We start from the raw sequence: 24,138 nt of genomic DNA on the forward strand, positions 1-24,138 counted from the left end.
CGACGAGAAGCGAACGTAAACACATAGTGAAGGCCGCGAGTGCGACATGAGTACGAGGGAGGAGGAGTGTATTGGGCATGTTTTACCTTCGGTGGCCATGGCCGCCCGGCGGTCGGGAGGAGTGTGTGGGCAGAGCAGATGGAAAGCTCCGCTCCGAGAGATCGGTACGCCGCGGTGGCGCACATCAGCCACCCTGCGCGGTACAGGCCTCCATGCTGTCGCGGTCGCGTATCGGCGGCCGCTTGGACGCGTATGGGGTGTGTATCAGCGCCCAGCCGCGAATCGCCCAGCTTCAGGAGGCATTGGGTGTGACGGGCGCCACGATGCGACGACCAGCACCCGACGGCCTTGCCCAACCATCGTCCCACCAGTACGGAGATCGCCCCTCCTACAGACCTAGCAAGAGCAGGCCAAGATGCAGGACCCTTCTCGGTCCGTACGGCGGACCGGCGCGCATTGATTCACGGCTGATACACGGCTGAGCCGTCGTGGAGGCCCGGCTTCGACAACATGGACACGGCATCGCGCGGAGTGACCGAGGCGCGCTGTCGCGGTGCACCGCTCGCCGGAGGGGGCCGACGATGTCTTCGTACTCCCACAAAGAGAGTCCTTATATTGTCTTGAACTATCAACCATATTCGGGGAGCAATGTCGGTTTCGGATATCGGTAGCAGACCGTCGGCCCCCGTCACCGTGCTGCTCGTCGAGGACGACGAGGTGATCCGCAAGACGGTCGAGATGGCGCTGGAGCGCTACGGCTATCGTGTGAGCACGGCGGGCGACGGTCTGACCGGCCTCGAACTGTTCAGGGAGCAGCGGCACGACGTGCTGCTGCTGGACGTGATGCTGCCGGGGCTGGACGGCATCGGGCTGTGCCGGAAGATCAGGGAATCCAGCATGGACCCGATCCTGATGATGTCCGCGCGGGGTGACGCCCTGGACGTGGTGTCGGGTCTGGAGGCGGGAGCCGATGACTACGTCGTCAAGCCGGTCGACACCTCCGTACTGGTGGCCAGGATCCGTTCCCTGCTGCGCCGCGCCTCCTTCGCCCCAGGCCCTGAGCGCACTCCCGAACCCGCTGCCGGCGGTGCCACCGATTTGGTCTTCGGGGACCTGACCATCGATCCGCAGGGTCTGGAAGTACACCGGGCCGGCGAACCGGTCGCACTGGCCCCCACCGAGTTGCGCTTGCTGCTGGAGTTCGCGGCGAATCCAGGGATCGTGCTGGACCGGCAGACACTGCTGCGCAACGTCTGGGACTACGGCTGGGACGGGGACAGCCGCGTCGTCGACCTGTGTGTGCAGCGGCTACGCAAGAAGATCGGCCCCGACCGTATCGAGACGGTCCGAGGCTTCGGCTACAAGCTGCGGCGCTGAGGTGAGACCCGCCATCGCCCGGACGGCACATGGGCTGCTGAACTGGAGGTCGCTACGCTGGAAGATCGCCGCGCTGGTGGCCGTGGCGTGCTGCGCGGTCGCGCTGGCCCTTGGAGTGCTGGTCCACCAGAGCACCTCTGAGCGTTCCATGAGCCTGGGCAGGGACCGGGCTTTCAGCGAACTGCTGGTCGTGGTGGACGACTACCGGCGTACGGGCAGGACACCCGCTTATGCGGATCCCGCGGAGATTCCCCCCGTGCTGCTCCAGCAGGCCAGGAGCACCGGACAGTACATCACCTGGTACGACGACCGCCGGCCGGACATTCCCTGGATGTGGGCGGTGCAGTCAGTCGGTGGCCAGGCGCTGGCCGTGAAGATCGACATGGGGCCCGAGATGCGCAGTCTGCGGGCCCTGGACCGGCACATCGTGATGGCCTCTCTGGCCGTGCTCGCCGTTGTCGTGCCCCTGGGGGCGTTGGCCGCAGAGTTGCCCAACAGGCGGCTGAGGCGGGTGGCCCGTACCGCGCGGCGTATCGCGGACGGCGATCTGGAAGCCCGGAGCATGGTGGGCGGCCGGGGCGGCGACGAGATCAGTGATATCTCGGCCACCGTCGACTCGATGGCCGACAGTTTGCGGGACCGGCTGCTCAGTGAACAGCGCTTCACCGCCGATGTCGCCCATGAGCTGCGTACTCCGCTGATGGGCCTGGTCATCTCGGCCGAACTGCTTCCGGAGAGCGAGGCGACCGAGCTGGTCAGAGATCGGGTGCGGGTGCTGCGAACGCTGGTGGAGGACCTGCTGGAGATCTCCCGCCTCGACGCGGGCGTGGAGCGGGCCGATCGCGTTCTGGTGCCGCTGGGCCGGTTCGTCGAGGAGTCCGTAGGCCGGACGGGACTGCAGGTCCAGCTGACGGTGACCGGTGATCCAGTCGCCGACACCGATCCGCGCCGACTCGACCGGATCATCGCCAACCTGGTCGCCAACGCCCACCGCCACGGACGCTCTCCTGTCGAAATCACCGTGAACGACACGGCGATCGTCGTACGCGACCACGGCCCCGGATTCCCCGACGAACTGCTCGCAGACGGACCGCAGCGCTTCCGCACCGGCGCGGCCGGACGCGGGCGGGGCCACGGCCTGGGCCTGATCATCGCCCTTGGCCAGGCACAGGTGATCGGCGCCGGGCTGGCCTTCGCCAACGCTCCGGACGGCGGCGCGATCGCCACGCTTCACCTGCGGGGCGATATCAGCTCCGAGGCTGATACCAGTCTGATGCTCCCCAAAGACTGCTGAAGCTGGGCAATCCACGGCCGTGGCTGACACACACCCGATACGTATCCAAGCGGCCGCCGATACGCGACCGCGACAGCGCGGAGACCCTCACCGCGCATGGTGGCTGACGTGCGCTGCCGCGGCGTACCGACCTCTCGGAGCGGAGCTTTCCATGTGCTCTGCCCACCCGCTCCGTCCGAACGCAGGGCGGCCATAGCCACGAAAGAAGACCATGCCGAGCACACTTCGCCTCCCTCGTACTCGCGTCGCACTCGCGGCCTTCCGCCTGCCTCGCGGGCCTGCTGGCCGGTTGCGGCAACGCCCATGAGTCGAGCGGCCCGCCGAACAACTCGTCGGCTTCCGTGTCTGATTCCGATTCCGCCGGTACGCCCGACGAGAAGTACACCGAATGGGAGGTCAAGTTCCGGTCGTGCCTGAGCGACAAGGGCTTCGAGCTTCCGAAGGAGGCCGGGAAAATCGACTTCGGCGACCGGCAGGACGCGTACGAGGTAGCGAGGGACGCCTGTATCAAGAAGATCGGCAAGCCGCCGACGGCCTCCGGCGACCAGCCCGCCATGTCCGGCGAGGAAGCAAAGGAGAAGGAGCTCAAGACCCTCCAGTGTCTCCGCGACCACGGGTACAACGTCAAAGATCCCGCTCCCGGACAGGCCGCACAGGTCGAGGTGCCTGATGGCGTCTCGCGGGACGGCTTGAAGGAGTGCCACGGCAAGTGACGTCCGAGCATTCCTCCGGGGAAGCCAGGAGATGAGCCCGCGCCGCGGGGACACGACCGCACGTGGGTGCCGGCGATCGCATCCCTCGCTGCCATCGCCCTCGGCGCGGTCGCGACCTTGGTGGTGATCCGGTCCGGGGGCGGCGCTGCCGAGGAGACAGAGGTTCCCTGTCGATCGCCGGGACTGTAGCCGACCATCCTGGGATGCGGAACACCCTTCACTTCGAGATCGAAGGCTTGGACCAGACAGATATCCCGGCACTCGTGGACGCACTCGTCGCGGTGGAGAAACGATTTCCCGTCCTGGGGCGCCGAATGAGCACTCTCTGGAAGCCACCCGTATGGACGATCATGAACTGAGCTGGACGGATCTGAATGGCCAAGGCGCCAGCGAGCAGTGCGGCCAACGGTTCTGAATAACCCTGGAGATCATTTGAGTACCTACGGATCAGATGTCGGCAGGGGCATCATGGGGTTATGAGGCTCTTCACAATCCAAGGTGTAGTCGTGGCCTGAAGCCGCCGGTTTCCAACAGGGATCTGGCGATGTCGTTGGTGAGGTTGCGGAATCCGAGGGCGGAGCCGCGTCGCTCTTGCGTCCGCGGTGCTCGTGGATGGCCAGTTGGACACGTCGGCGGCATCGGTCGAGTGCGTCGCCGGCCAGACGCACGACGTGGAATGGGTCCATGACCGCGACCTCGTCGGGCAGTTCCTCGCTGGCGGCGGTCTCGAACCCGGTGAAACCGTCCATCGCGACGACCTCGACGCGGTTGCGCCAGGACTCTTCGCGTTCGGCGGGCCAAGCCTTGAAAGCCTGCTTGGAGCGGCCTTCGACCATGTCGAGCAGCCGGGCAGGGCCGATGCCGTCACGGATGCCGGTCAGGTCAATGATCACAGTGACGTACTTGTCGCCACGCCTGGTGTGGCGCCACACGTGCTGGTCGACGCCGATCGCGGTGACGTCGTCGAACCGGCCGGTGTCGTCGATGAGGACGCGCTTGCGGTGAGGTACTGGCAGACGATGGCTTCAAGCGCCCACCGCAGCCCGCGATGCGAGAGCTTCGCCCGCGGCTCAGCCGCCTTGGTGGTGTCTTGCCGCCACACGTGCCCACAGTCGATGCAGCGGTAGCGGCGGATCGTGAGGTGAAGGATCGTGGGCAGCCAGCCGAGTGGCTCGTGCGCCAGTCGCCGGGTCACGGTGTCACGCGGTGTGCCATCGCAACCGCAGCGGCGGCACCACTGATCGGACTCGACGACCCGGCACGCGAGAACCGCACGATCCGGGGCGAGTCGCTGACCGGTGACTTCGAGCCCGAGCTCGTCAAGGCGGCAGAACGTAGTCATGCCAGCGCGGGCGAAGCCCGCCTCAGGGGTAGCGTCGTGCAACGTCGAGGTCTTCCGGATGGGCTTGGTGTAGGAACCCCCCATCCTCGGGAGACCTCGACGCCTACGTCAGGGACCGGCGGTGGCAGCTCACCCGCGTCGGTGGCCAGGTGACCGGGGCAGGAAATACACCGTGGCTTCGGTCGCGGCTGGTGGGCCACTTAGCTCTGGGGCATTCAGCGGCTGATGTCGTCCAGCTCGGTCAAGTCCTCATGAGAGAGGGAGAGTCCCGCGCCGGCGATGTTCTCGCGCAGGTGTGCCGTCGATGACGTGCCGGGGATGAGCAGGATGTTCGGTGATCGCTGCAGCAGCCAGGCCAGTGCGACGGACATCGATGTCGCCTCCAATCGAGCGGCGACCGCCGAGAGCGCCGAGGACTGAAGCGGGGTAAAGCCCCCGAGGGGGAAGAAGGGCACGTACGCGACGCGTTCGGTGGCGAGCCGGTCGATGAGCTTGTCGTCGTGGCGGTGGGCGAGGTTGTACATGTTCTGCACGCACACGATCGGCGCGATGCTCTGTGCCTCGGTGACCTGCTCCTCGGTGGCGTTGCTGACCCCGAGGTGGCGGATCAGGCCCTGCTGCTGGAGTTCGACGAGCGTCTCGAACGCCTCGGCGAGCGAGCCGGGCTGGGGACCTTCGGCGTTGCCGAGTCGGAGGTTGACCAGGTCGAGTACGTCGAGCTGGAGGGACTTGAGGTTGTCGTGGACCTGGCGGCGCAGATCTTCGGGTCGCCGGGCCGGAGGCCAGCCACCCTGTTCGTCGCGGGTCGCGCCCACCTTGGTCACGATGTGCAGCGACTCGGGATAGGGGTGCAGTGCCTCGCGGATCAACTCGTTGGTGACGCGCGGCCCGTAGGCGTCGCTGGTGTCGATGTGGGTGATACCGAGGTCGACCGCTTCACGCAGAACGGCCAGGGCGCCCTCGCGATCGGCGGGCGGCCCCATGACCCACGGGCCGGCCAGTTGCATGGCGCCGTAGCCGAACCGGGTGACGGTCAGGTCACCCAGAGTCCAGGTGCCGCCGGGAAGCGAGGAGGGTGTGCTCATCCTGTTGCCTTTCGTCGTGCACTTGAGGGGTGGCGCCTGCTGCCTCCCTGCAGCAGTATTGGAGAGAAACTTCCTTCCAGGAAGTAGGCACTCGTGAGTGCGTAACCCACCCATCGGCGAGAGGTGCGATCAGTGACGACGATGAAGGCGGCCCAGAAGAGGGCTCAGGCCAAGGTGGAGTACAACGCGTTCCTGGCAGGGTGCCCCAGCCGGCAGCTGCTCGACCGCATCTCGGACAAGTGGGTCGTCCTGATCCTTTGTGCGCTGGGCGGCGACAACAGCCCTCGCCAGCCCGGTGCGGCACACGCAGACGCTCCGAAGGCGATGCGTTACTCCGAGATCTCTCGTCTTCTGGCCGGGGTCAGCCAGAAGATGCTGACCCAGACGCTACGGTCGCTGGAGCGCGATGGTCTACTCACCCGTACCGTGACGCCCACCGTCCCTGTCACCGTCTCCTACGAGCTGACCGACCTCGGTCTCTCGCTCCACCACATGACGCGCGGGCTCAGAAACTGGGCGCAGACGCACATGGCGGAGGTCCTCGCAAACCGCGAGAACCACGACGCTCGCACCTCCTGACGACTCACATCCAACCGTCCAACAGCTCCATATTCTCGGCGCTGCACCCTCAACTGCGAAGAGCCGGTTATGAATGCACACGATCGTGAGGCATGGACCATCGACGACATACGGCGCGAGTTTGAGCGGTATAGCGCGTTGGTAAACGCCGCCGACCTGGCCCCGAGCACCAAGAGCACCTACCTGGTACATGCTGATCGATTCGTGCGCTGGCTGGCTGGCGAGGTGCACATTGCCCCCGGCCGGCGTCCGTCCGTATAGACGGGAGGACCAGGCCGGCGAAGTGCGCGTCGCGCTGAAGCGAGCAGGTGGGCGGGCGCGATCGTCGTGCCATTAGCGTGCCATTAAGGGCGGTCAGCAGCGGTCAATCACGATCACTCGCGGACCGTCCTCAGCGCAGGTCGAGGCCGTTGCGCCTGAAGATCGGACCGTTTTGCAAGCAGGAAGTCAGGAGTTCGAATCTCCTAGGCTCCACTCCAGGTCAAAGGCCACTCCCCGTGATCGGGAAGTAGCCTTTTTTGATCTTCTGCAGCTGCCGCAAGGAACCTCTGTGTCGTTCACTGGGGGCGAGTGACCGGAACTACCGTAACGAAGTGGTCCAGGCCTTTGAAATCCTGGGGATTGCAGGTGTACAGAGGGAGCCGGTTCGCAATTGCCACACAGGCAATCATCAGATCTGCGGTGCGAGGGCGTGGTCTGCGTCCTGAGGTGATGGCAGCCGTCCACAACTGGCCGTACTCGCGAGCGGCAGTGTCGTCGAAAGGGAGGGGATCGAATTCGGCTTCGGCGGTCTGCAAGATCTTCATTCGCTGGGCGAGTTCCTGCGGGCCTGTGGATACCAAGACGCCGACCGACAACTCCGCTGTGGTGATGGCACTGATCAACATCTCATCGGGGAGTTCGTCAGGATCGCTGCCGGCGCGCAGGATGAGGATGTTGGTGTCGAGCAGGCCTAGCGCGTGGGTCATCCCTCGTCCTCAGCGAATTCGCGTCGGCCGTATGCACGATCGTAAGGATCGAAGAAATCGTCGTTGACGTGGCGCTCCATGTCCTCGCGATATTTACGGTCATCCAGTCGCGGCATGCCACGCGACACGGCGGCGAACTCAGCGCGCGAAACGGCCGGGCGCCGGCGGCGGAGAGGGACCAGATCACCGATGTGATGGCCATTACGGGTAACGGCGTACCGCTCCCCACGCTCCAGGCCATCCATGATCTCCGCCGACCGGGTACGCAGGTCGCGTTGAGATATCTCATGGGAGCGATCAGGGTCCGGAGCGCTCACATCTGAAAGGCGACTGCGTTGTGCCATCCGGTGCTACAAGGTGGCACCCCGGGACGAGTATCGAGGCCCCAGGGGCAGTAGTGAATGGGAAGTGACCGGATGTGGGGCGTCCGTTCGGGAGACCGCTCTTGGCCGGCCCCTTGGTCCGGCAGAGGTTGCGCTTGATGAGCAGGTCATCCACAGCTGTGGACAGAACGGCCTTCAACAGGCGGTAGGCCTGGCCACGGTGACCTCGCGGACCCTGGCCGGCGACTACCCGAACGACCTGTCCTCAGGCCGCGGTCTTGGTCTTGATGAGCGGCGCGTCCCGCGACAGCTCCCGGAACCCGACGCTGTAGTAGAGCCCGCGCGCCTGGGGATGCCCCGGCGCACCCAGGCAGGCGACCGTCATACGAGTGGCCCCGGCCGCCCGCGCCAGATGCATTCCGTGCAGAAGCATCGCCCTGGCCAGCCCTCGACGCCGGTAGTCCGGATGCGTCCCGACCGGCTCGAACTCGGCGGTCTTGTTCGCCTCGTCGAGCCACATGATCGTCGAGGATGCCATGGTTCCGTCCGGCGCCTCCACCAGGACATGCAGGTCGCCGCGATACCCCGCCGCCTGCCGGACGCCCTGGTAGGCCTTGGCCGTGTACGGCGAGGGGGCCCAGGCGTCCACATGGGCCCGGACCGCAGCCTCCGGCCCGGCCTCCTCGGCGGTGCGGAACCGGAATCCGTCCGGCAGTGCCGGCTTTTCCACGTCGATGAGGTCCCGCTCGTTCATCTGGGTCCAGGACCCGGCGTCGCCGAGCGCGGCCGGGTCGTTCTCATAGCCGTGCGCCGCCCATCGCTTCAGCGCGAACTCATCGGCGGCGCTCGGCAGCACCGTCCGCTCAAGGTCCGCCGCCGTATCGTCGTACCAGTCGATCACCTCGTCCACCAGCCCGGCGTGGTCGGGACAGACCTGATACGCCAGATAGGCGCCGGTGACGTCCTTCACCGATCCGTCGCTCCGCCTCACCTGGTGCGGAAGCTGAGCCCAGCCCCACGCCACCAGATCCCCACCAGAAAACCACAGCCGACGCCGCCAGCTTGCGCCGTAGTCGGCGTGCCCCTTGCCCCAGTTCCAGGCCAGTTCGCCGAACGACGCGTCGGTGTTCACCAGGTCCGGGCGGGTGGCGGTGACCCGCTGCGCCAGACCCTGCATGAGCTGCACGTCCGCGGCGGTCACAAGCTCAGAGTTCGTCATAGTGCGCCACTGTGGCAGGACTCCACAAAGCCGTCGAACCGTTTTTCGGGGCCGCCGATCGCAGCAGTCAACAGCTGGACGACACCACGAAGACCATCCATACACATCCGGTGCTCTGACTTGCGTTTCCCCGGTGAGACATGATCGGCATGCGTCTTTTGCAAGCAGGAAGCCAGGAGTTCGAATCTCCTGGGCTCCACCCAGACAGAAGGCCACTTCCTCACGTCAGGAAGTGGCCTTCTCGATCTCGTAAAGCTGCGAACAAAGAGGCTCTTCCATCCTGATCGTGCACGTCGGCAGCGTGTGCGCAGAGGGCGGGTTGGTGCGGGGATGGCGGGCCTATCCACACCCGGGTCGCCGGTGTCTTCTGGGTGCCGTGGCGTCCTGGAGGTGACCCGAATGGAGGAGCCGTTGCGCACAACGCCTTGCCATACTTGCCTGCCGCTCGGACCGGCGCCTTCGTCGATTGGACGGCTGCACCAGGAGCGCGGCCCCGTGACTCATCAAGCGCCGGGCGTAGGTTCCTCGGTGCCGAGGAGTTCGGCCAGCGTGGGTTCGGTGCCGGCGCCATCGGGCGGGAGCGCCTCGGGCTCGGCGCGGGCGGGACCGTCGTTCTGTGCGTTCGGGGATGGCGCGGCCGGAGGGCCTCCGTCGTTGACGGCTTGGGCGACCTGCTCCACGAGTGTGCGCAGTTCAGTCTGGCCGAGGCCGCGTACGCGCTGAGCCGAGACCTCAAACTCCGCTCCGTCTGGGCGGCGTACGGTGACCCGCGTGTCGGAGGTGCGGTGTCGGATCCAGCCGATCAGGGCGGCGGCGAAGACCACGGCAACGGGGCCCAGCTCCACCAACACGGTCGCGACGGACTGACTCATGCCGCCGCTCTGCCGACGCTCTGCGATCAAGTGCACGCGCCCGCGGAGCCGCTGCTGACCGTTCAGGTACGTGGCCAGCTCCTTTTCCTGCTCGCCGGGTGCGCGACCACCACCGCGTACCCGCATGCTGACCCTCATTCCCTGGAGCTCCTTTTCGTGCCGGCAGAGCGGCCGGAATTGATCAACCGGCTCGCCGGTAACCATCTGAATAGCTTTTTCAACTTATTGCCAACGCATGGTCGGGGTGGTGCATACTACCGGATGCTCATTCTCATCGGGCGCACCCCACATGGAGGCGGACATGGAGCCGCAAAATTGGACAAACACCCTTGCCGCACCCATAAATAGCACATCTCCAGACAGGGGACCTGCTTCTATCCCATTGATCGAACGGCTTGCCGCCGGCCGGCCCACCAACTTCCCGAGTGTCGCAGTTTGGTTTAAATCGGGCATATTTCGTAATTTCCGGGGAATGCTGGCAGGCCTTGTCGCGGCCTGGTTCTACGTCCCCGGCGCGCTGGCCATGGCGGCAACGCTAGCGATCATGCTGGGAAGCTACGCCTACGTCCTCACACCTCTGATCGGCGAGCAGGCGCTTCCCTGGCCGATACGGAATCTGCCGCTCATAAGTGACGCTGCGGAAAATCTGCTCTTCCGGTCGAACGGCGTTATGGCGGCTCTCCTAGGTGTGCTCCTCGGGGCCACGATGGGGTTCGTCTTCGGTGTCATCTGGGTCTTCATAGGCCCGTTCGAGGAGAGTGTGGTCGACGGAATCGCCACGGTCTTCGGCTCGGTGGCCATCGGTATCGCGGTCGGTATGCTCTACGCGGCTTATCGCGTATTGTTCGAGCGGCGAATACTTCAGATCAACGGGGCGCGCCGGCTCAGCCGCCGTGAGGCCGAATTCATTCTGCCGCTTGTGGCGGAGGCAACCGCCCGGCTAGGGCTGACGAATCATCCATGCGTACTCATCGACGACACGAGGGAGCCGAACGCGTTCGCATACACCCGGCACATCGTGATCTGCCGGGGGCTCCTCGAGGAGTTCAACTACGATCGAGAGCCGATCGCTGCGGTCCTCGCGCATGAATTGGTGCACTGGCGCAACGGAGATGCACTCTCCGCGGTGTTCGTCCGCGGAGTCGCGCTTCCGCTTTATCTGCTGCAGGCGGGCGGAGGTTGGCTGCGCGCCCGAGCGCGTAATTCAGTGCTGAGGTTTCTTGTCTGGGTCGTCTTCTGGCCTGTCTTCGTCACCGTCCAGTACTTCGTTGTCCCAATGCAGTCGGCCGATTCTCGACGGGCGGAATACCGCGCCGACGAGGGAGCCGTGCTGGCGGGGCACCGCGACGGGATGCGCCAGGTGCTGAATCTCCGCCGTTCCTTCGAGGACGGACGCAATGGCTGGGTGGCGGCGGTCTGCGCCTCGCACCCGCCGAACGAGTTGCGACTGGAGCGGTTGGAAGAGCCCGGGAAAGACTATCGCCTTCCGGACAAGGACTCCCCGGCAATGCCTCTACCCGTGCTGTTGACCAACGACCTGGACTGACAGGGCGTCCGATGGCCACCCTCACCGCATGTCCGAAGTGCCGCACGGCGGTACCACCGCAGCAGTCCGCATGCCTGCGCTGCGGGCAGTCCGTGGACGCTGTCGTCCAGGCGTGCGCCGCCTGCGAAAGCCGCAACGATCAGGACGCTCGTTTCTGTGCTCGGTGCGGGCATTCGCTGGCCGTGCCTGTCGCGCGGCCGAGCATGCCCGCAGTACCGGTCGACACGACGAATGTTTTCGTCGACTATCGGTCGCACCGCGTGCCGGTACTGATTGGCCTGGCCGTCTTTCTCGTTCTGGCCGTGCTGGTCAGCGGCCTCAAGGTCGTCGAGAGTTCGTTCTTCCGGCCGGAGTCGACCGTGGCCCGGTTCTTCGACGCGCTTCGCGACCGGGACGCGGCCCTCGCCCGCAGCCTGCTGGTGCCGACCGACGACATCGACAATCCAGTGCTGCTGCAGAGCAAGGTGCTCAAGTCATCCGGTTACATTCCGCCGGCGGACGTACGCGTGGAGGAAGCGCAGAAAACCGAATCCGAGTCCGAGGACGACGAGGTGACCGTCCGCGCGAGCTTTACGCTCGATCAGGAAAGGCGCTCGGTGACCCTCCGTCTCCGTCGCGACGAGCAGCGCGTCGCCGGAGTTTTCCACCGGTGGCGCATCAAGGGTGGTGTGTACCAGATAACCGCCCATGCCTCTGGGGCGGAATCGCTCCTCGTGGCAGGCGAGGTCGTTCCCGTCAATCGCTCGTACGTCATGCTTGATGCCTACCCGGGCGGATACCGAGTGTCGCTGCCCGACCAGCCGTTGTGGGAGGCGAATCCAGTCGTGGCGTACGCGGGTACCGATGTGGCCGGGTACGCCGTGGACGAGGTGTCGCTGGAGCCGGTCATCAAGAGCAGCGCGCGGGCCGCGATCGACCAGCAGGTGCGGTCGTATGTCGATAACTGCGCCAAAAGCACGTTGCTCGCGCCGGAGAACTGTCCCTTCTCGGCGGCCTCCTGGTACGAGGTGCGGAATGTGCGGTGGAAGATCGTCACCTACCCGGAGTACGTGGTGGAGCGCGGCTATTCCGGTGAGGTGACGTTGAGCAGCACCGAATACGGCGAGGCGAGCGTAACCGGGCGCGAGGTGTACGGCTTCAGCAGTGGGTCTCAACCCTACGAAGAAACCACGCGGTTTTATGTTTCCGGCAGCGTGGTCGTTCTGGAAGGAGCGGTCACGTTCGTGCCGGAACAGCGGTAACCGCCGATGCCTCCACCACGGCGCAGGCGTCAGCGGCGCGCTTCAGCCTCCGCTCGATCTCTCGTGGGTGCCGCCCGAGCGAGGAGCGGGCCCCCGCCAGCGCGGTGACCGCCTTGCTCATCGCCTCGGTCTGCCACGCCGCCGGCTGGCGCGCTACCGAGAACAGGCGCTCGCAGAGACCGGCAATCCGGGCGTACGACGCCAGAGTGGCCGCCGGCTGGGCCTCTGCGGCGACCGTCCCCGTATCTGGGGGGAACTCACTCGCCTCGACGAGGTCGTACAGGCTCGGGACCTCGTCCTCAAGCGACTCCTGGAACGCCAGAACCCGGTCCAGCATCGCCTTCGTGAGCTCGTCGCCCTCGCCGCGCAGCTTCTCGACGGTCGCGTCCACGACCTCACGCAGGTCCTTCCGCAGCACGCGCCGAGACAGCAGGGTGATGGTGGCCTCTTCATCGCCCTTGAGCTCGCGCTTGAGGTCCACGCATGATCGCGCGGTCCGGATGAGGTCGCGCGCGTGGCCGCCGGACCATGCGTGGCAGAACAGCACGAACACCTTGGAGAAGTCGCGCGCCCGCCGGGAGATGAGCGTCTGTGACTCCTCCAGCGACAGCGGACCGACCGAGATGATGGTGTCGAACGCGGAGTCGAACACGTCCCGCACCGGCACTCCCCGCGCGGCGAAGCTGTGCATGGCGTCGGTGGACACGGAGAGGACGAAGTGTGCCTTGGCGACGTGGAACAGGTCCTTGAGCCCATTTATCGCATCGACGGCCTCGGCCGGATTCGCCAGCTTGTCCAGCTCGTCCACGCAGATGACGACGGGTTTGTTGCTGAGCGCGAGCAACTGGTCGACGAACTGCCGGAGCGCCTGGACCGACTCGGCGTGGGTGACCTCGCGCTCGGTGCGGGAGAGCTTGCTGCCGCCCTCGAAGCCGGATCCGCTGACCTTGACCGCGGTGCTCGCGCTCCTCTCGACCGTCGTGGACCAGCGCAGGAACTCCAACTGCTGGAGGCAGAGCTCACGCGTCGTCTGCGGCGAGACCATCAGTTTCGCCCGGCTCTGGAAGAGCGCCCACTGGCGGCTGATCACGAACCCGACGATCAGGGCCCCCAGCACGACGGCGGTGAAGCCCGTCCAGCCGAGGTTGAACGAATTCGGCGTGGGACGGTTTTTGTCGTAGATCCACAGTGTCACCAGGAGGAGCACCACCACCGACCCGAGGAGCGTCCGCAGCACCGCGCGCAGAGCCGGCGCCGCCATGCGGTTGCGGATGAGACCGGCCTCGCCGGGTTTCAGTCCGACCTGCGCCAATTCGCTGTGGATGAGGCGGGTGAACTCTACGGCGGAGTACTGCACCGGCGCGCTGACCAGGGCGACGTGGCAGTCGAGGGCCTCGTCCAGCCGCAGTTGCCGCATCAGGGTGGTCTTGCCGGAGCCGCGGGCGCCGGCAAGACCGGTCGCCGAGGACTCATGTCCGCAGATGAAGGTTCGGAGCCGCTCATATGTTAGGGATGGAATGGTGTCCTGAAGGTTGAGCTCCACCAGCGCAGGAGCCTTGGACGTGTGCAGCGTGCCGGACCAGCGCACGTCGTCACCCTGCAACTCGCTGATGATGAGGCGGACCAGGGCGCGCAGCGGCGGCATCAGCGCGCTTCGGAGCTCTCGGGAAGCGACCAGGCTCCGCCGCCGGATCGCGCTCCACCGGTTCACCACGGCGAGCGTCCCCAGCGCCACCAGGCCGAGTGAGAACGTGGTGTTGGCCGCTCTTGACCGGAAGGGGATTCCGGCGCTCCAGAAAGTGGTCCCGAGGATGAGGAGGGACGCCACGAGGAGTGCCAGGGCGGCGATGGCCAAGGGCCGACGCCATGCACGGCGCGCTTCGTCGACCACCGCGATCTCGTCACCCAGCACATTGGAGAGCTCAACGGCTCGCTGCCGGACGCCGTCGAGTATTTGGGGGTGAAGCTCGGGATCGTACGTCAGCTCGGCGTCGTTTTTCAACAGCTCAAGTGTGATTTGCTCCAACGCCTCCGGGGACAGTCCATCGACCTTGCCGCTCATCACCACCCCCGCTGGCACAATCTGTGGTACCGATTTAGGTCACCATAAATGCAGTCGTCGGTCAGGAGAAAAAAGAGGAGTACGTCGAGGGGTTTCGCTCGCGAGGGACTTCTTAGCGCTAGATATAGCATGATAGAAGACTTTCTTGGATGATTACGGCGTTCCTCATGCCGGGTATCACGCCAGGTCACCATCATTGGAAGCCTCGGCATGGACGGCCATGCGTATTCGGCAGGCAGGACGTGTGCGACCAGGCATTCGTTCTTGTGGGCGGCAACGGGTACGGGAGATCATGATGCGACAGGTCGGGGCGTCGGCAGGAGTCTCTTCGTGACCGCGCACGGCGCCTGCCCGTGGGTCGGCCTCCGGCCGTTCGGTAGAGACGATGAGGCCAGGTTCTTCGGACGCAGTATCGAAACCCGCGCGGTGGCCGAGCTCTGGCAGAGGAATCGGCTGACACTGCTGATCGGGGATTCGGGCGTGGGAAAGACGTCCCTGCTCCACGCCGGGCTGGTTCCGTACCTGGCCAACAACGGAGCGCGAGTGGTGCCCGTCGGTGACCTGAACTACCGCAGGACCCTGCCGGCTCCGGTGATCACGGCTCGAGGCCGCACTCTCTTCGCGCTCCTGTCGTCGTGGCAGCCCACGGAGGAACCCTCACGCAGCGTCGGCCTGACGATCGCGGAGTTCTTCCGGCGGAAGACCGCCACCGCGCCGCCTGGCACATCGACTCTGGTGGCGATCGACGGCGCCGAGAGCGTACTCCGCCGATCTACCGCCGGGAAGCCGGAACACCGCCGCTTCCGCGAGGAACTGGAAGTCGCTCTACGGGCCTTTCCAGAGGTCCATCTGCTGCTGTCGATCCGGCCCGACTGCGTCGAGGAGGCGGGCGACCTCGCCGGGGTGCTGGGCGAGACCCCGGTACAGTACGCACTGCCGCCGCTGGACCGGCAGTCCGCGATCGACGCGCTGACGCGGCCGCTGCTGGGCACCCATCTGCAGTTCGACCCCGGCGTGCCCGCGCGGCTCGTCGACACGCTGACGGTCGAGCACAGCACGTCGGGTGTCGCGCTGGTGGAGCCTGCCCTTCTTCAGGTGTTGTGCGCCGAACTCTGGGAAGGCCTGCGCGGCGGCGGGACGTTGTCCGTCATCGTCGAAAGGGTGCTCGACGACGTGGACGGAATGCTGGCCGAGTTCTGCACCCGCACTCTCTTCACGCTGACCACCGACCACGGCCTGCCGACCTGTGAGATCGGCGGCTGGATGCGCCGGGCCTTCACCACGTCACCCGATGAGACCTCGCCTTGCGAGGCCAGACCCGCGCCCCAGAGTGACCGTCCGAAAGATCTCACCGATACCGTTGTCCGGGCGGTGGAGGACCGGCATCTTCTCAAGTTCTGCCGGCTGGCCGACGGGGACGGCTTCCAACTTCAGCATCCGCGACTGGCGAACGCGCTCCAGCGGCTCGGGGAGGCACCGACGGCGCGGCCGGATCCCACCGCGGGCGACCTTCTGCGCGAGGCGGAGCGGGCGATGTCTGCGGGCAACCTGAAGCTCGCCGAAAAGTACACACGAGCGGTACTGGCGATGACCGAAAGGGAGCACAGCGAACTCCACATCTCCGCCCGGATCATCCTGGGCGACATCGCGCATATGCGAGCGGATCACGAAGCCGCATGGCAGGCCTACGACAACGCGCTGGCGATGGAGCTGATGGCGGATCCCCGGTCCCCCGCCGTGGCGTACCTGTTCGCCGCGATCGCCCGCGTCCGCCTTCTCCAGGGGGATACGGAAAGCGCGCTTGGCAGCGCGCGTTCCGGTCGGCTCATCACGGCGGATGAGACGATCACCTTACTGGAGCTCGGGCAGGCTCTCTGGTACGTGAACCGGCACCAGGCGGCGGTCAAGGAGTTGAACGTCGTGCTGGAGAGGGATCCAGCACATGCCGAGGCCCTGCGCATTCGCGGAGAGATCTACGCGGACTGGGGTAAGTCGCAGCAGGCCCTGGACGACCTGGCCAATGTCGCCATCGCTGCCCCGCCATCGGCCCGCGCGGCGTACATCCTGGCGGCGGGCCCCCATGCCCCTGTCTCGCGGAGGGAGGTCGAGGAGCTTCGCGAAGAGGGGCGGCAGCATGGCCTGGTCCTGATGTACCTCGCCCGATCGTTCCGTAAGCGGGGAGAGCGAGACTTTGCGGCGGAACTCGCCGGCGAAGCTCTCCAGGCGACGAATCCACGCCTGTCGCACCACCATCGAACGCAGGTCGAAAGAATTGCACGAAGGCAGTGACACACGGGAAGCGTAGGAGGGGATGACTTCTACCCAAACAGGACGTTATGCCTTAATCGCCGTCGAAATGGTCAACGAAGGAACTGAATCCGGCGATGGCCTCGGTATCCCGCCGATCGGGCTCCATCAGGCCCCTCATCGCGTGAGCGAAGACCGAACCGTCGAGTTCATCCAGGTCGCGTAGGGACAGATCGGCACAGTTAGGCAGCTGACCTGCCAGTTCGTTCTCCTGCTGCTCCACGACTACCTCCCGGCCTGATGCATCATGGTCCCGTGTCCGGGCCAGCATACAAGCTGGGTCTCACCTCTGGTACGGGGACGGCACCGCTGGTACGGGGACCATGACGCGCAGACACTTGGAAAGGCCATCGTCGCGAGACATAATTGATCGATCTTCATGTTTACCATGAATGCTCGCTCTCGAGTTCTTATTCTTGTGCGAGTGCTTGGATATGGCATGGCCAAATTTCGGGCGTGCCATTGACCGTATCGACGCGCTGCACAAAAGTTGGGACTGGAATCCACGATTCGGAGGCGGCCTGGTGACCGGTACACAGCCGAGCGAAGTACGGCGGTCAACGGCCCCCGAGGTGTGGGGCAAGGTCCCGCCCAGGAACAAGAACTTCACCGGTAGAGAAGAGCTCCTCGAGAAACTGCGCTCGGGAATGACCGCCGGGACCGCCGGTCAGGTCACGGTGGTCCTCCCTCAGGTTCTCCCCCACGCCCTCCACGGTCTGGGGGGCGTCGGGAAGACGCAGATGGCCGTGGAGTACGCGTACAGATACGGCAACGAGTACGACCTCGTCTGGTGGATCTCCGCCGACCAGCGTGTGCTGATCCGCTCGTCGCTGGCGGCGCTGGCCCCCCACCTCGACCTCCCGTCGGCGGCGGCGATCGGCGTCGAGGACGCCGCCAACGCCGCGCTGGACGCGCTGCGGCGCGGCAAGCCGTACGACCGCTGGCTGCTCATCTTCGACAACGCGGACGAGCCGGAGGGAATCCGGGACGTGATCCCGGACGGGCCGGGCCACGTCCTGATCACTTCACGCAACCACCGGTGGCAGGATGTCGTCGAGGCCGTCCCGGTCGACGTCTTCACTCGAGCGGAAAGCATCGCGTTCCTCAACAAACGCGTCCGTAAGGCGATCGCTCCCGAGGACGCCGACCGGCTCGCCGAGCAACTGGGAGATCTTCCCCTGGCCCTGGAACAGGCCGGCGCTCTCCAGGCCGAGACGGGCATGCCCGTCGACGAGTACATCCAGCTGCTGAACGAGCACACCAACCAGCTCCTCGACGAGGGCAAGCCGACGGAATACCCGATCTCGATGACGGCGGCCTGGAATCTCTCGGTCAGCAGGCTGAGCGAGCGGCGACCGGAGGCCATCGATCTGCTGCGCTGCTGTGCGTTCTTCGGTCCGGAGCCGATCCCACGCGACGTGTTCAGCCAGCGCATCAGCGGCCTGAGTCCGCAGTTGAGCGAGCTCCTCGCCAATCCGATCAAGCTGAGCCGGTCGGTAGGCGAGCTCGGCCGCTTCGCCCTCGCCCGCATCGACCCGAGCAGCCGGACCATCCAGGTGCACCGGCTGATCCAGGCGCTCGTACGCGACGAGCTCGAACCCGAGGAAAGGGCCAGGCATCTCGCGGACGTCCACCGTCTGCTGACCGGCCTTCAACTGGGCAATCCCGAAGAGTCGGTTAACTGGGGCCGTTACAGCGGCATCCTGGGACACGTCGTGCCCTCCCGGGTCCAGGAGAGCCGAGACGTGAAGGTACGCGACTTCGCGCTGGACCTGGCGCGTTACCTGTACATGTCCAGTGACGGATTCGCCCAGGAGTTCGTCAACCTCTTCATCCACCAGTGGGAAAGGGACTCCGGCCCCGACGACCCCCACGTGCTCAGGGCCTATCGCGAGCAGGGCAACATCCTGCGCCAGCTGGGCAAGTACAACGAGGTCTACGAGCTCAACCAGAAGACCCTCGGCAAGATGCGGCAAGCGGGCACGCCCGATGACGAGCTGCTGCTCCTGGTCAACAGCATCGGTGGTGACCTGCGTGCGCGAGGAGACTTCGCCGCGGCCCTCAAACACGACGAGGACTCGGTACGACGGCACGAGGCGGCCTTCGGCCCGGACGACCCGAGAACCTTCCGCGCGAAGAACAACCTGGCCCTGGACTACAGCCTCACCAGCCGTTTTCAGCAGTCTCGGGAGCTGCACGAGACCGCCTTCATCGGGCTGCAGGACGCACAGGCGGGCGCGGCGACCGTACTGGTCCACTGGAACGCGCTCGCACGTGCGGTCCGCCTGACCGGTGACTACGCCGAGGCGTGCGACCTGGGCGAGGAGGCTCTCGCCTACGGTCTGGAATACCTGGGCGGCGAGCACCCCGTCTACCTCCTGACCGCCAAGGATCTCTCCATCGCCTGGCGGAGGCTCGGCGAGCTCGGCAGGGCATTGGAGATGTGCACGGATGTGCACGGCCGCTACGTCCGCAGGTATGGCCTCGACCACCCCGACACGCTGGCCGCCGCCATGTCCCTCTCCAACGTCCAGCGCAACAACGGTCAGGAGCATGAGGGTCTCGAACTGGCTGCCGACACCGTCAAGCGCTATCCCCGTATCTACGGCGCCGACCATCCGTACTATCTGGCCTGCACGGGCAATCTGGCGCTGCTGTACCGCACCTGCCAGGAGCCGGCGAAGGCCTGCGAGCTGAACCGGGAAACCCTTGAGAAGATCGAGCGACGTCTGGGGCGCAACCACCACTACTACCTCACGGTGGCGACCAACCTGGCGAGCGACCTGGCGGCGCTGGGACAGTACGACGCGGCCGTGGAGCGAGGCCGCGACACCTATCGCCGGCTGAAGGAGCTCGTCGGGCAGAACCATCCGATGACCCTCGCCTGCGCCGCCAACCTTTCGGTCGACCTGAAGCACCTCGGCACGTCAGACGCCATCGAAGAGGCGGCGAGTCTCCGGGAGGACACTCTCGCCCGGTACGCACAGAAGCTCACCCTGGAGCATCCCGACGCCCTGGCCTTTCTCGAAGAACGGCACCTGGACCTCGACTTCGACCCGCCGCCGATCTAGGAGCGCGCAGGGAAGCCGGAGACCTCCCTCGTTGTCGTTTCACGACGCGCTCCACCGCGCCACACACCTCCACCGACGCCTCGGCGGACTTTGATGCACGCCTAGGCGAGTGACGGCAGGTGGCCGGCCGGTGGTTCGCCGTTGCGGTGGCGCCAGCCCTCCAGGTGCCGGCCGACCGAGATGCGGGCTCGGCGCGTGGCCTCAGCCGGGACGTCCTCCTCCCACATCACGGCCATCGTGCCGGCCATCTCGGCGGTGAACAGATCGCCCTCGGCGGTGAGCCGGCCGCTTGACCGCAGCGTACGGATCGCCGCGTCCGTGCCGTCGCGCCACCGGGCGAACTCTGTGTGGGCGCGAAGCAACAGGTCCTCCGAATGCGGCTCCCGGCGTTCCACTTGCCAGTACGCCGCGATGCCCATGTGCGCGTACGCGCCCTGGAGCAGGCCGCCCAGCGGGCGCGGGTCATCACGCCACGGCGCGTAGTAGCGGCTGCCGTCGTCCGGCTGCGTCAGTGGGATCAGGTCCAGCAGGCCGCTCAGCTTCGCATGCTGGGACTCGTGCGCCAGGGTCACCGCGAACGAGTGCGGGTCGGGCGGCGTGGAGATCCCGATGTTGCCGAAGGCCAGTTTGGACGTGGCGCTGGAGGTGCCGTCCTCCGGCCCGATCAGCGGTGTCAGCACCGTGACCACGGCACTGATCTCCTCGGCCACCTGAGGGTGCCGGTCGACGAGGATCTCCCAGGCCGGCTGCAGAGTCGACGCCCACCGCTGAAGTTCCGCTTCACTCAGTCGGCCCTCGGTACGCCGCGCGCCCGGCATCCGGCCAGGATCGACGTCGTCGACGACGAACTCGACCGCCACGCCGCGGTGCGAGGCGCTGATGCGGCGCAGGCCTTCCCACGAGGGGCCCTCGCCGACGCGTACGGTGACCCCGCCGGCGCTGATCTCCGCCTCGCCGTCCGCGGTGCGTACGACGGCGAACCGGCCGCCGTCAGGGAAGAACGCCCGGCCCAGCGACGGGAGCACGACCGCGCCGTCCACCACGGGCACCTCGATCGTCTCGCGGCGCCCGGACCGGATCGCCGCGACCGCCGCCAGCGACGCCATCGCGGTCGGGGTCGCCCAAGGGGCCGGGGGCGACTGGCCGCTGAGTGCGTGGAGCGTCCGCAGCCCCCAGGATGCGACGGTCGGATAGCGAAGCACCGCCCTGGTGTCCTCGGGTGCGGCGTCCTGGACGTCGGCGAGCAGGTCATAGGCGTGCCGAACCCGGGAGACATCGTCTTCGGCGAGGTCACGGACCCCGCGGAGGAGCAGCAGACGTTTGCTGTCCTGCGCCGTCCACAGGTGCTCGACGGCGTCGCGGCCGCCCCCGCCTGCGGCGAGCTCGAGGAACACCTCTTTGGGCAGGAGATGCGGTGTCAACGTCATGGCGTGAGGTTGCCTCTCTGCGGTTCGGGCGATCTGTTCGGAAGCGCGACGACGCCGACTGCGGTCGCGTACCGCGGCGATGTCATCGTTCAGCGTGTGCTGGACATGTTTGATGAGCCGGAAGAGGTCGCGGCAGTAAACGCTGGGATTGGCGAATCCGGTACCGGGACGATAGCGATGAGGATAGAGTCCCGCGCCGCAGACGCGCCGTATCTCGCACGCCTGACACTCGGGTGACAGCGCGCGCTCTCCGATCTGCCGGGCGGCGATCGAGGGCAGCATGAGCGCGGCGTCGAAGGCGTGGGTGCCGACGTGCAGCGGCGTACGGGTGGCTCCGTCGTAGGCAGACTTGAGGCTGTCCACTTGTTCGATGCCACCGTCGGTCTCGACGACGACGACGGCGACAGCGGAGAGCCCGACGGCCTCGCTGCGCGAGGGGCGTCCCAGCACGAGACGGATGATCTCGTCGAACAACCGGACCCGGGTCTCGCGCTCCGGCGCGTGGTACCAGCGGTCGAAGATGGCGATGAGCCAGTCGCCGTACGGTGTGTCCTCACTGTCCGGCCGGCGGCCCGGTGGAGGTGTCTCCCAGGTGCCGTGCGGCAGCAGGAAGTCCATCGTCGGCGGGCCGTACGCCAGGAGCGCCTCGTACGTGGCGACGGGGTCGTTCCGCACGTCGATCGTGCAGAGCAGCCCGTTGAACAGGTGCCGGAAGGCAGGGGAGATGAGTTTGGCCAGCCCGGCGTGGACCCGGTCGTAGCTGCTCTGCCCCGCCGGTCCGCGGCGGTGGCGGTCGTTGGCCTCGCGGTCGCCGTCGAGGCTGACCGCGACGAGGACGCCGAGTTCGTCGAACAGTTCGAGGAAGACGGAGTCCAGGAGCACGCCGTTGGTCTGCACCTGGACGTTCACCGTCACGCCGGGGTCGACCGCGGAGCGTACGGCGTTCACCGCGTAGCGGATGTGGTCGGCGCCGGCGAGTAGGGGCTCGCCCCCGTGGAGGATCACGTCCACTTCCGGCAGGCGATTCATCCGCGCGTGTTCGGCGATGCGCGCCGCGACGGAGTCGATCGTCGACTGCGACATCCGCCGGGGCTGGCGGCGCCAGCCCTGGTCGGCCATTTCGTACATGTAGCAGTAGGCGCAGGCGAGATTGCACCTACTGTGGATCTTGAGCACGAACTGCTGAAAGGGCGTGGGGCGCCAGCCGCTCTCCAGCAGAGCGTTGATGTCCAGATCCATGGGCCATTCGAGGCGCGGCGCGGCCTCTCCAGACTCCGAACTCACGCCCACCAACCCCTAAGGAGATTCGAGCACTGCGACACGAAAATTCGTTCATCGGCTATTTTGAGAATAAATAAAGAGCATTCGTCTGATGAAGATTGATATATCGCCTGTCGGCAGCGAAGATCGTTCGCTAATGCCCAACGTCACCCTCTGCGACACGCTGCGATCTTATCCCCGATTCGTCAGTGCGCGAGGGCGCATTGACACAGCCGCCACGTGGCGACCGCGTTTCGATCGGATAACCGGGCGGATGCCAACGGGATATCGCCGGACATCCGTGCGCCAGAGTCGCGCGGCACGACGACCCAGACGTCGCTCAGTGCCGCAAAACGTTGGTCATGTCCCGCGGTTCGGTCAGTCGTGCAGTTCCTCCGATGGCACCGTCTCATCTGCCGGCGGCGGCTTGATGTCCACCTTCATCCCCCAGTCCGACAGGCGGAGGTCATCCACGAAGGCGTAGTACCTGTCGTCACCGGCGAATCTGTTGGGGCCGTCGTTGGGCTCGCGCCAGGAACGGCAGGGGATCTTCATGTCCGTCGCCACGATCCTGCCCTTGCCGAACCCCACGACGCCGCACACCGGCTTGATCGAGGACCACCTGCCGAACATGAACATCCGGGAAAGCTCGACGATCCTCACCCCATGACCGGGGACGAGCTGGCGCTGGATGGCGCCGGCCGGATCCACCACGGCATCGGCTCGCACAGCCGGCCCCGCAGTCACCGTGGATGCGGCCATCAGGAGAACCGCCGCCGCCATTCGTCGCCTCATAACCCAGGGATCTTCGCAGTGGCAGATCTCATCATGATCACACGGCCCTGCCCTGCGCCTTTGCTTCGCATCGGCTTCCGCAACAGGCCCCTCTGTAAGTACGCCGATCGGAAGGTGTCCTCACGGCTTGCGGGTGGGCGGTGACCAGCTCGTCAGGCGTTCCTTCGCACGTCTCAGATAGGCGGCAGGATCGGAATCATAGAGTCCACAATTGGATTCCCATCGCGCAAGGGCGTCGGCGATCTCCTGATCGCTATGCACATAACGCTCTCCCACACCATGACGCACCACGTTCGGGTTCTCCGGGTCGTAGGACAAATCAAAACCGTGAAGATACTGGAGGCCGTTGAGGATCATCGGGTCGGCGATGGCCGCGTCGTGCTCTTCCACCCAGGTTGAAGCCCATTCGTGCACTTCACGACGGTTGACCTGGCCGTCCGTCAACGCTCGCCAGCATTCCTTCACATCTGCACGACTAGGAACAGAGCCCCTCATGTTTCCTCTATTGAACGCGGGCCGCCTCATAGGGCAATTATTGCGTCATCACACCACCCGACGAGTCGCGACCGGAGTCTGTTCGATCTTGTACAGCAGCAAAGAAGCTACAGCGTGGTCTGCCATCGCTAAGATTCCTCTCTCGGCGATCTACAGGCGGGC

General features: G+C 66.0%; 18 protein-coding genes and 1 pseudogene. 8 read left to right on the plus strand and 11 right to left on the minus strand.

The features are described from left to right. Positions 1–648 precede the first annotated feature (648 nt). The 3 genes from cseB (at position 649) to ID574_RS12385 (ending at position 3,384) form a co-directional block, all read left to right on the plus strand. A complete protein-coding gene (cseB, locus tag ID574_RS12375; protein ID WP_188188940.1) occupies positions 649–1,377 on the plus strand; it encodes a two-component system response regulator CseB in 729 nt (242 codons plus the stop codon). A 1-nt stretch (position 1,378) separates the two neighbouring features. Continuing rightward, positions 1,379–2,671 carry a sensor histidine kinase gene (locus ID574_RS12380; protein ID WP_223166620.1) on the plus strand — a complete coding sequence of 431 codons (1,293 nt, stop codon included), beginning with the start codon at positions 1,379–1,381 and terminating at the stop codon, positions 2,669–2,671. 341 nt (positions 2,672–3,012) lie between these two features. Continuing rightward, positions 3,013–3,384, plus strand: coding sequence for a hypothetical protein (locus ID574_RS12385; RefSeq protein ID WP_188188941.1), 372 nt, complete (start codon positions 3,013–3,015; stop codon positions 3,382–3,384). 584 nt (positions 3,385–3,968) lie between these two features. On the opposite strand, the pseudogene ID574_RS12390 reads toward ID574_RS12385, so the two are convergent. Together ID574_RS12390 and ID574_RS12395 are read right to left on the minus strand one after the other, a co-directional pair. Beyond that, positions 3,969–4,726: pseudogene (locus tag ID574_RS12390) on the minus strand (transposase); the annotation flags it as partial. 215 nt (positions 4,727–4,941) lie between these two features. Further along, positions 4,942–5,811: an aldo/keto reductase family oxidoreductase gene (locus tag ID574_RS12395; RefSeq protein ID WP_188188942.1), complete on the minus strand. Its 870-nt coding sequence runs from the start codon at positions 5,809–5,811 to the stop codon at positions 4,942–4,944. Between the two features lie 141 nt (positions 5,812–5,952). On the opposite strand from ID574_RS12395, the gene ID574_RS12400 reads away from it, so the two are divergent. After that, the gene (locus ID574_RS12400; RefSeq protein ID WP_442939298.1) at positions 5,953–6,390 is read left to right on the plus strand and encodes a winged helix-turn-helix transcriptional regulator; all 438 of its coding nucleotides are present in this window, start codon (positions 5,953–5,955) and stop codon (positions 6,388–6,390) included. Between the two features lie 557 nt (positions 6,391–6,947). Here ID574_RS12400 and ID574_RS12405 read toward each other — a convergent pair. From ID574_RS12405 to ID574_RS12420, 4 genes are all read right to left on the minus strand, one after another. After that, complete coding sequence (locus ID574_RS12405) at positions 6,948–7,358, minus strand: type II toxin-antitoxin system VapC family toxin (RefSeq protein ID WP_188188944.1); 411 nt, start codon at positions 7,356–7,358, stop codon at positions 6,948–6,950. Next, on the minus strand, positions 7,355–7,603 hold the full coding sequence (locus tag ID574_RS12410) for a prevent-host-death protein (RefSeq protein ID WP_223166621.1): 249 nt from the start codon (positions 7,601–7,603) through the stop codon (positions 7,355–7,357). The genes ID574_RS12405 and ID574_RS12410 overlap by 4 nt, the downstream gene beginning before the upstream one ends. Positions 7,604–7,946: 343 nt before the next feature. Continuing rightward, positions 7,947–8,900: a GNAT family N-acetyltransferase gene (locus tag ID574_RS12415; RefSeq protein ID WP_188188946.1), complete on the minus strand. Its 954-nt coding sequence runs from the start codon at positions 8,898–8,900 to the stop codon at positions 7,947–7,949. 503 nt (positions 8,901–9,403) lie between these two features. Continuing rightward, a complete protein-coding gene (locus ID574_RS12420) occupies positions 9,404–9,910 on the minus strand; it encodes an effector-associated constant component EACC1 (RefSeq protein WP_188188947.1) in 507 nt (168 codons plus the stop codon). Between the two features lie 334 nt (positions 9,911–10,244). Between ID574_RS12420 and ID574_RS12425 the strand changes: the two genes are divergently transcribed. Together ID574_RS12425 and ID574_RS12430 are read left to right on the plus strand one after the other, a co-directional pair. Beyond that, positions 10,245–11,318, plus strand: coding sequence for a M48 family metalloprotease (locus ID574_RS12425; RefSeq protein ID WP_188188948.1), 1,074 nt, complete (start codon positions 10,245–10,247; stop codon positions 11,316–11,318). 11 nt (positions 11,319–11,329) lie between these two features. Next, entirely contained in the window at positions 11,330–12,559 is a 1,230-nt protein-coding gene (locus ID574_RS12430) for a zinc ribbon domain-containing protein (RefSeq protein WP_188188949.1), read from the plus strand. On the opposite strand, the gene ID574_RS12435 is transcribed toward ID574_RS12430, so the two are convergent. Then, a complete protein-coding gene (locus ID574_RS12435; RefSeq protein ID WP_188188950.1) occupies positions 12,534–14,561 on the minus strand; it encodes a P-loop NTPase fold protein in 2,028 nt (675 codons plus the stop codon). The genes ID574_RS12430 and ID574_RS12435 overlap by 26 nt on opposite strands. A gap of 390 nt (positions 14,562–14,951) precedes the next feature. Between ID574_RS12435 and ID574_RS12440 the strand changes: the two genes are divergently transcribed. Next, positions 14,952–16,910: an nSTAND1 domain-containing NTPase gene (locus ID574_RS12440; protein WP_188188951.1), complete on the plus strand. Its 1,959-nt coding sequence runs from the start codon at positions 14,952–14,954 to the stop codon at positions 16,908–16,910. 52 nt (positions 16,911–16,962) lie between these two features. Here ID574_RS12440 and fxsA read toward each other — a convergent pair whose 3' ends face one another. Continuing rightward, complete coding sequence (fxsA, locus tag ID574_RS12445) at positions 16,963–17,151, minus strand: FxSxx-COOH cyclophane-containing RiPP peptide (protein ID WP_188188952.1); 189 nt, start codon at positions 17,149–17,151, stop codon at positions 16,963–16,965. Between the two features lie 301 nt (positions 17,152–17,452). On the opposite strand from fxsA, the gene fxsT reads away from it, so the two are divergent. Next, a complete protein-coding gene (gene fxsT, locus ID574_RS12450; protein ID WP_223166622.1) occupies positions 17,453–19,999 on the plus strand; it encodes an FxSxx-COOH system tetratricopeptide repeat protein in 2,547 nt (848 codons plus the stop codon). Between the two features lie 101 nt (positions 20,000–20,100). Here the strand turns inward: fxsT and ID574_RS61530 are convergent, their stop codons facing one another. The 3 genes from ID574_RS61530 to ID574_RS12465 form a co-directional block, all read right to left on the minus strand. Further along, positions 20,101–22,710, minus strand: coding sequence for an FxsB family cyclophane-forming radical SAM/SPASM peptide maturase (locus ID574_RS61530; protein ID WP_188188953.1), 2,610 nt, complete (start codon positions 22,708–22,710; stop codon positions 20,101–20,103). A gap of 354 nt (positions 22,711–23,064) precedes the next feature. After that, on the minus strand, positions 23,065–23,415 hold the full coding sequence (locus tag ID574_RS12460; RefSeq protein WP_188188954.1) for a hypothetical protein: 351 nt from the start codon (positions 23,413–23,415) through the stop codon (positions 23,065–23,067). Between the two features lie 186 nt (positions 23,416–23,601). Beyond that, positions 23,602–23,925, minus strand: coding sequence for a hypothetical protein (locus ID574_RS12465; RefSeq protein ID WP_188188955.1), 324 nt, complete (start codon positions 23,923–23,925; stop codon positions 23,602–23,604). Positions 23,926–24,138 lie beyond the last annotated feature (213 nt).

This window comes from Nonomuraea sp. SYSU D8015 (assembly GCF_008065375.1).
In the GTDB taxonomy this organism is placed as follows: Bacteria; Actinomycetota; Actinomycetes; order Streptosporangiales; family Streptosporangiaceae; genus Nonomuraea.

What these genes read in the sequence shown, in the direction of transcription:
- cseB (WP_188188940.1), top strand. Translation starts at nt 649, where the DNA reads ATGTCGGTTTCGGATATCGGTAGCAGACCGTCGGCCCCCGTCACCGTG.
- ID574_RS12395 (WP_188188942.1), bottom strand. Translation starts at nt 5,811, where the DNA reads ATGAGCACACCCTCCTCGCTTCCCGGCGGCACCTGGACTCTGGGTGAC.
- ID574_RS12400 (WP_442939298.1), top strand. Translation starts at nt 5,953, where the DNA reads ATGAAGGCGGCCCAGAAGAGGGCTCAGGCCAAGGTGGAGTACAACGCG.
- ID574_RS12405 (WP_188188944.1), bottom strand. Translation starts at nt 7,358, where the DNA reads ATGACCCACGCGCTAGGCCTGCTCGACACCAACATCCTCATCCTGCGC.
- ID574_RS12410 (WP_223166621.1), bottom strand. Translation starts at nt 7,603, where the DNA reads ATGGATGGCCTGGAGCGTGGGGAGCGGTACGCCGTTACCCGTAATGGC.
- ID574_RS12415 (WP_188188946.1), bottom strand. Translation starts at nt 8,900, where the DNA reads ATGACGAACTCTGAGCTTGTGACCGCCGCGGACGTGCAGCTCATGCAG.
- ID574_RS12420 (WP_188188947.1), bottom strand. Translation starts at nt 9,910, where the DNA reads ATGAGGGTCAGCATGCGGGTACGCGGTGGTGGTCGCGCACCCGGCGAG.
- ID574_RS12425 (WP_188188948.1), top strand. Translation starts at nt 10,245, where the DNA reads ATGCTGGCAGGCCTTGTCGCGGCCTGGTTCTACGTCCCCGGCGCGCTG.
- ID574_RS12430 (WP_188188949.1), top strand. Translation starts at nt 11,330, where the DNA reads ATGGCCACCCTCACCGCATGTCCGAAGTGCCGCACGGCGGTACCACCG.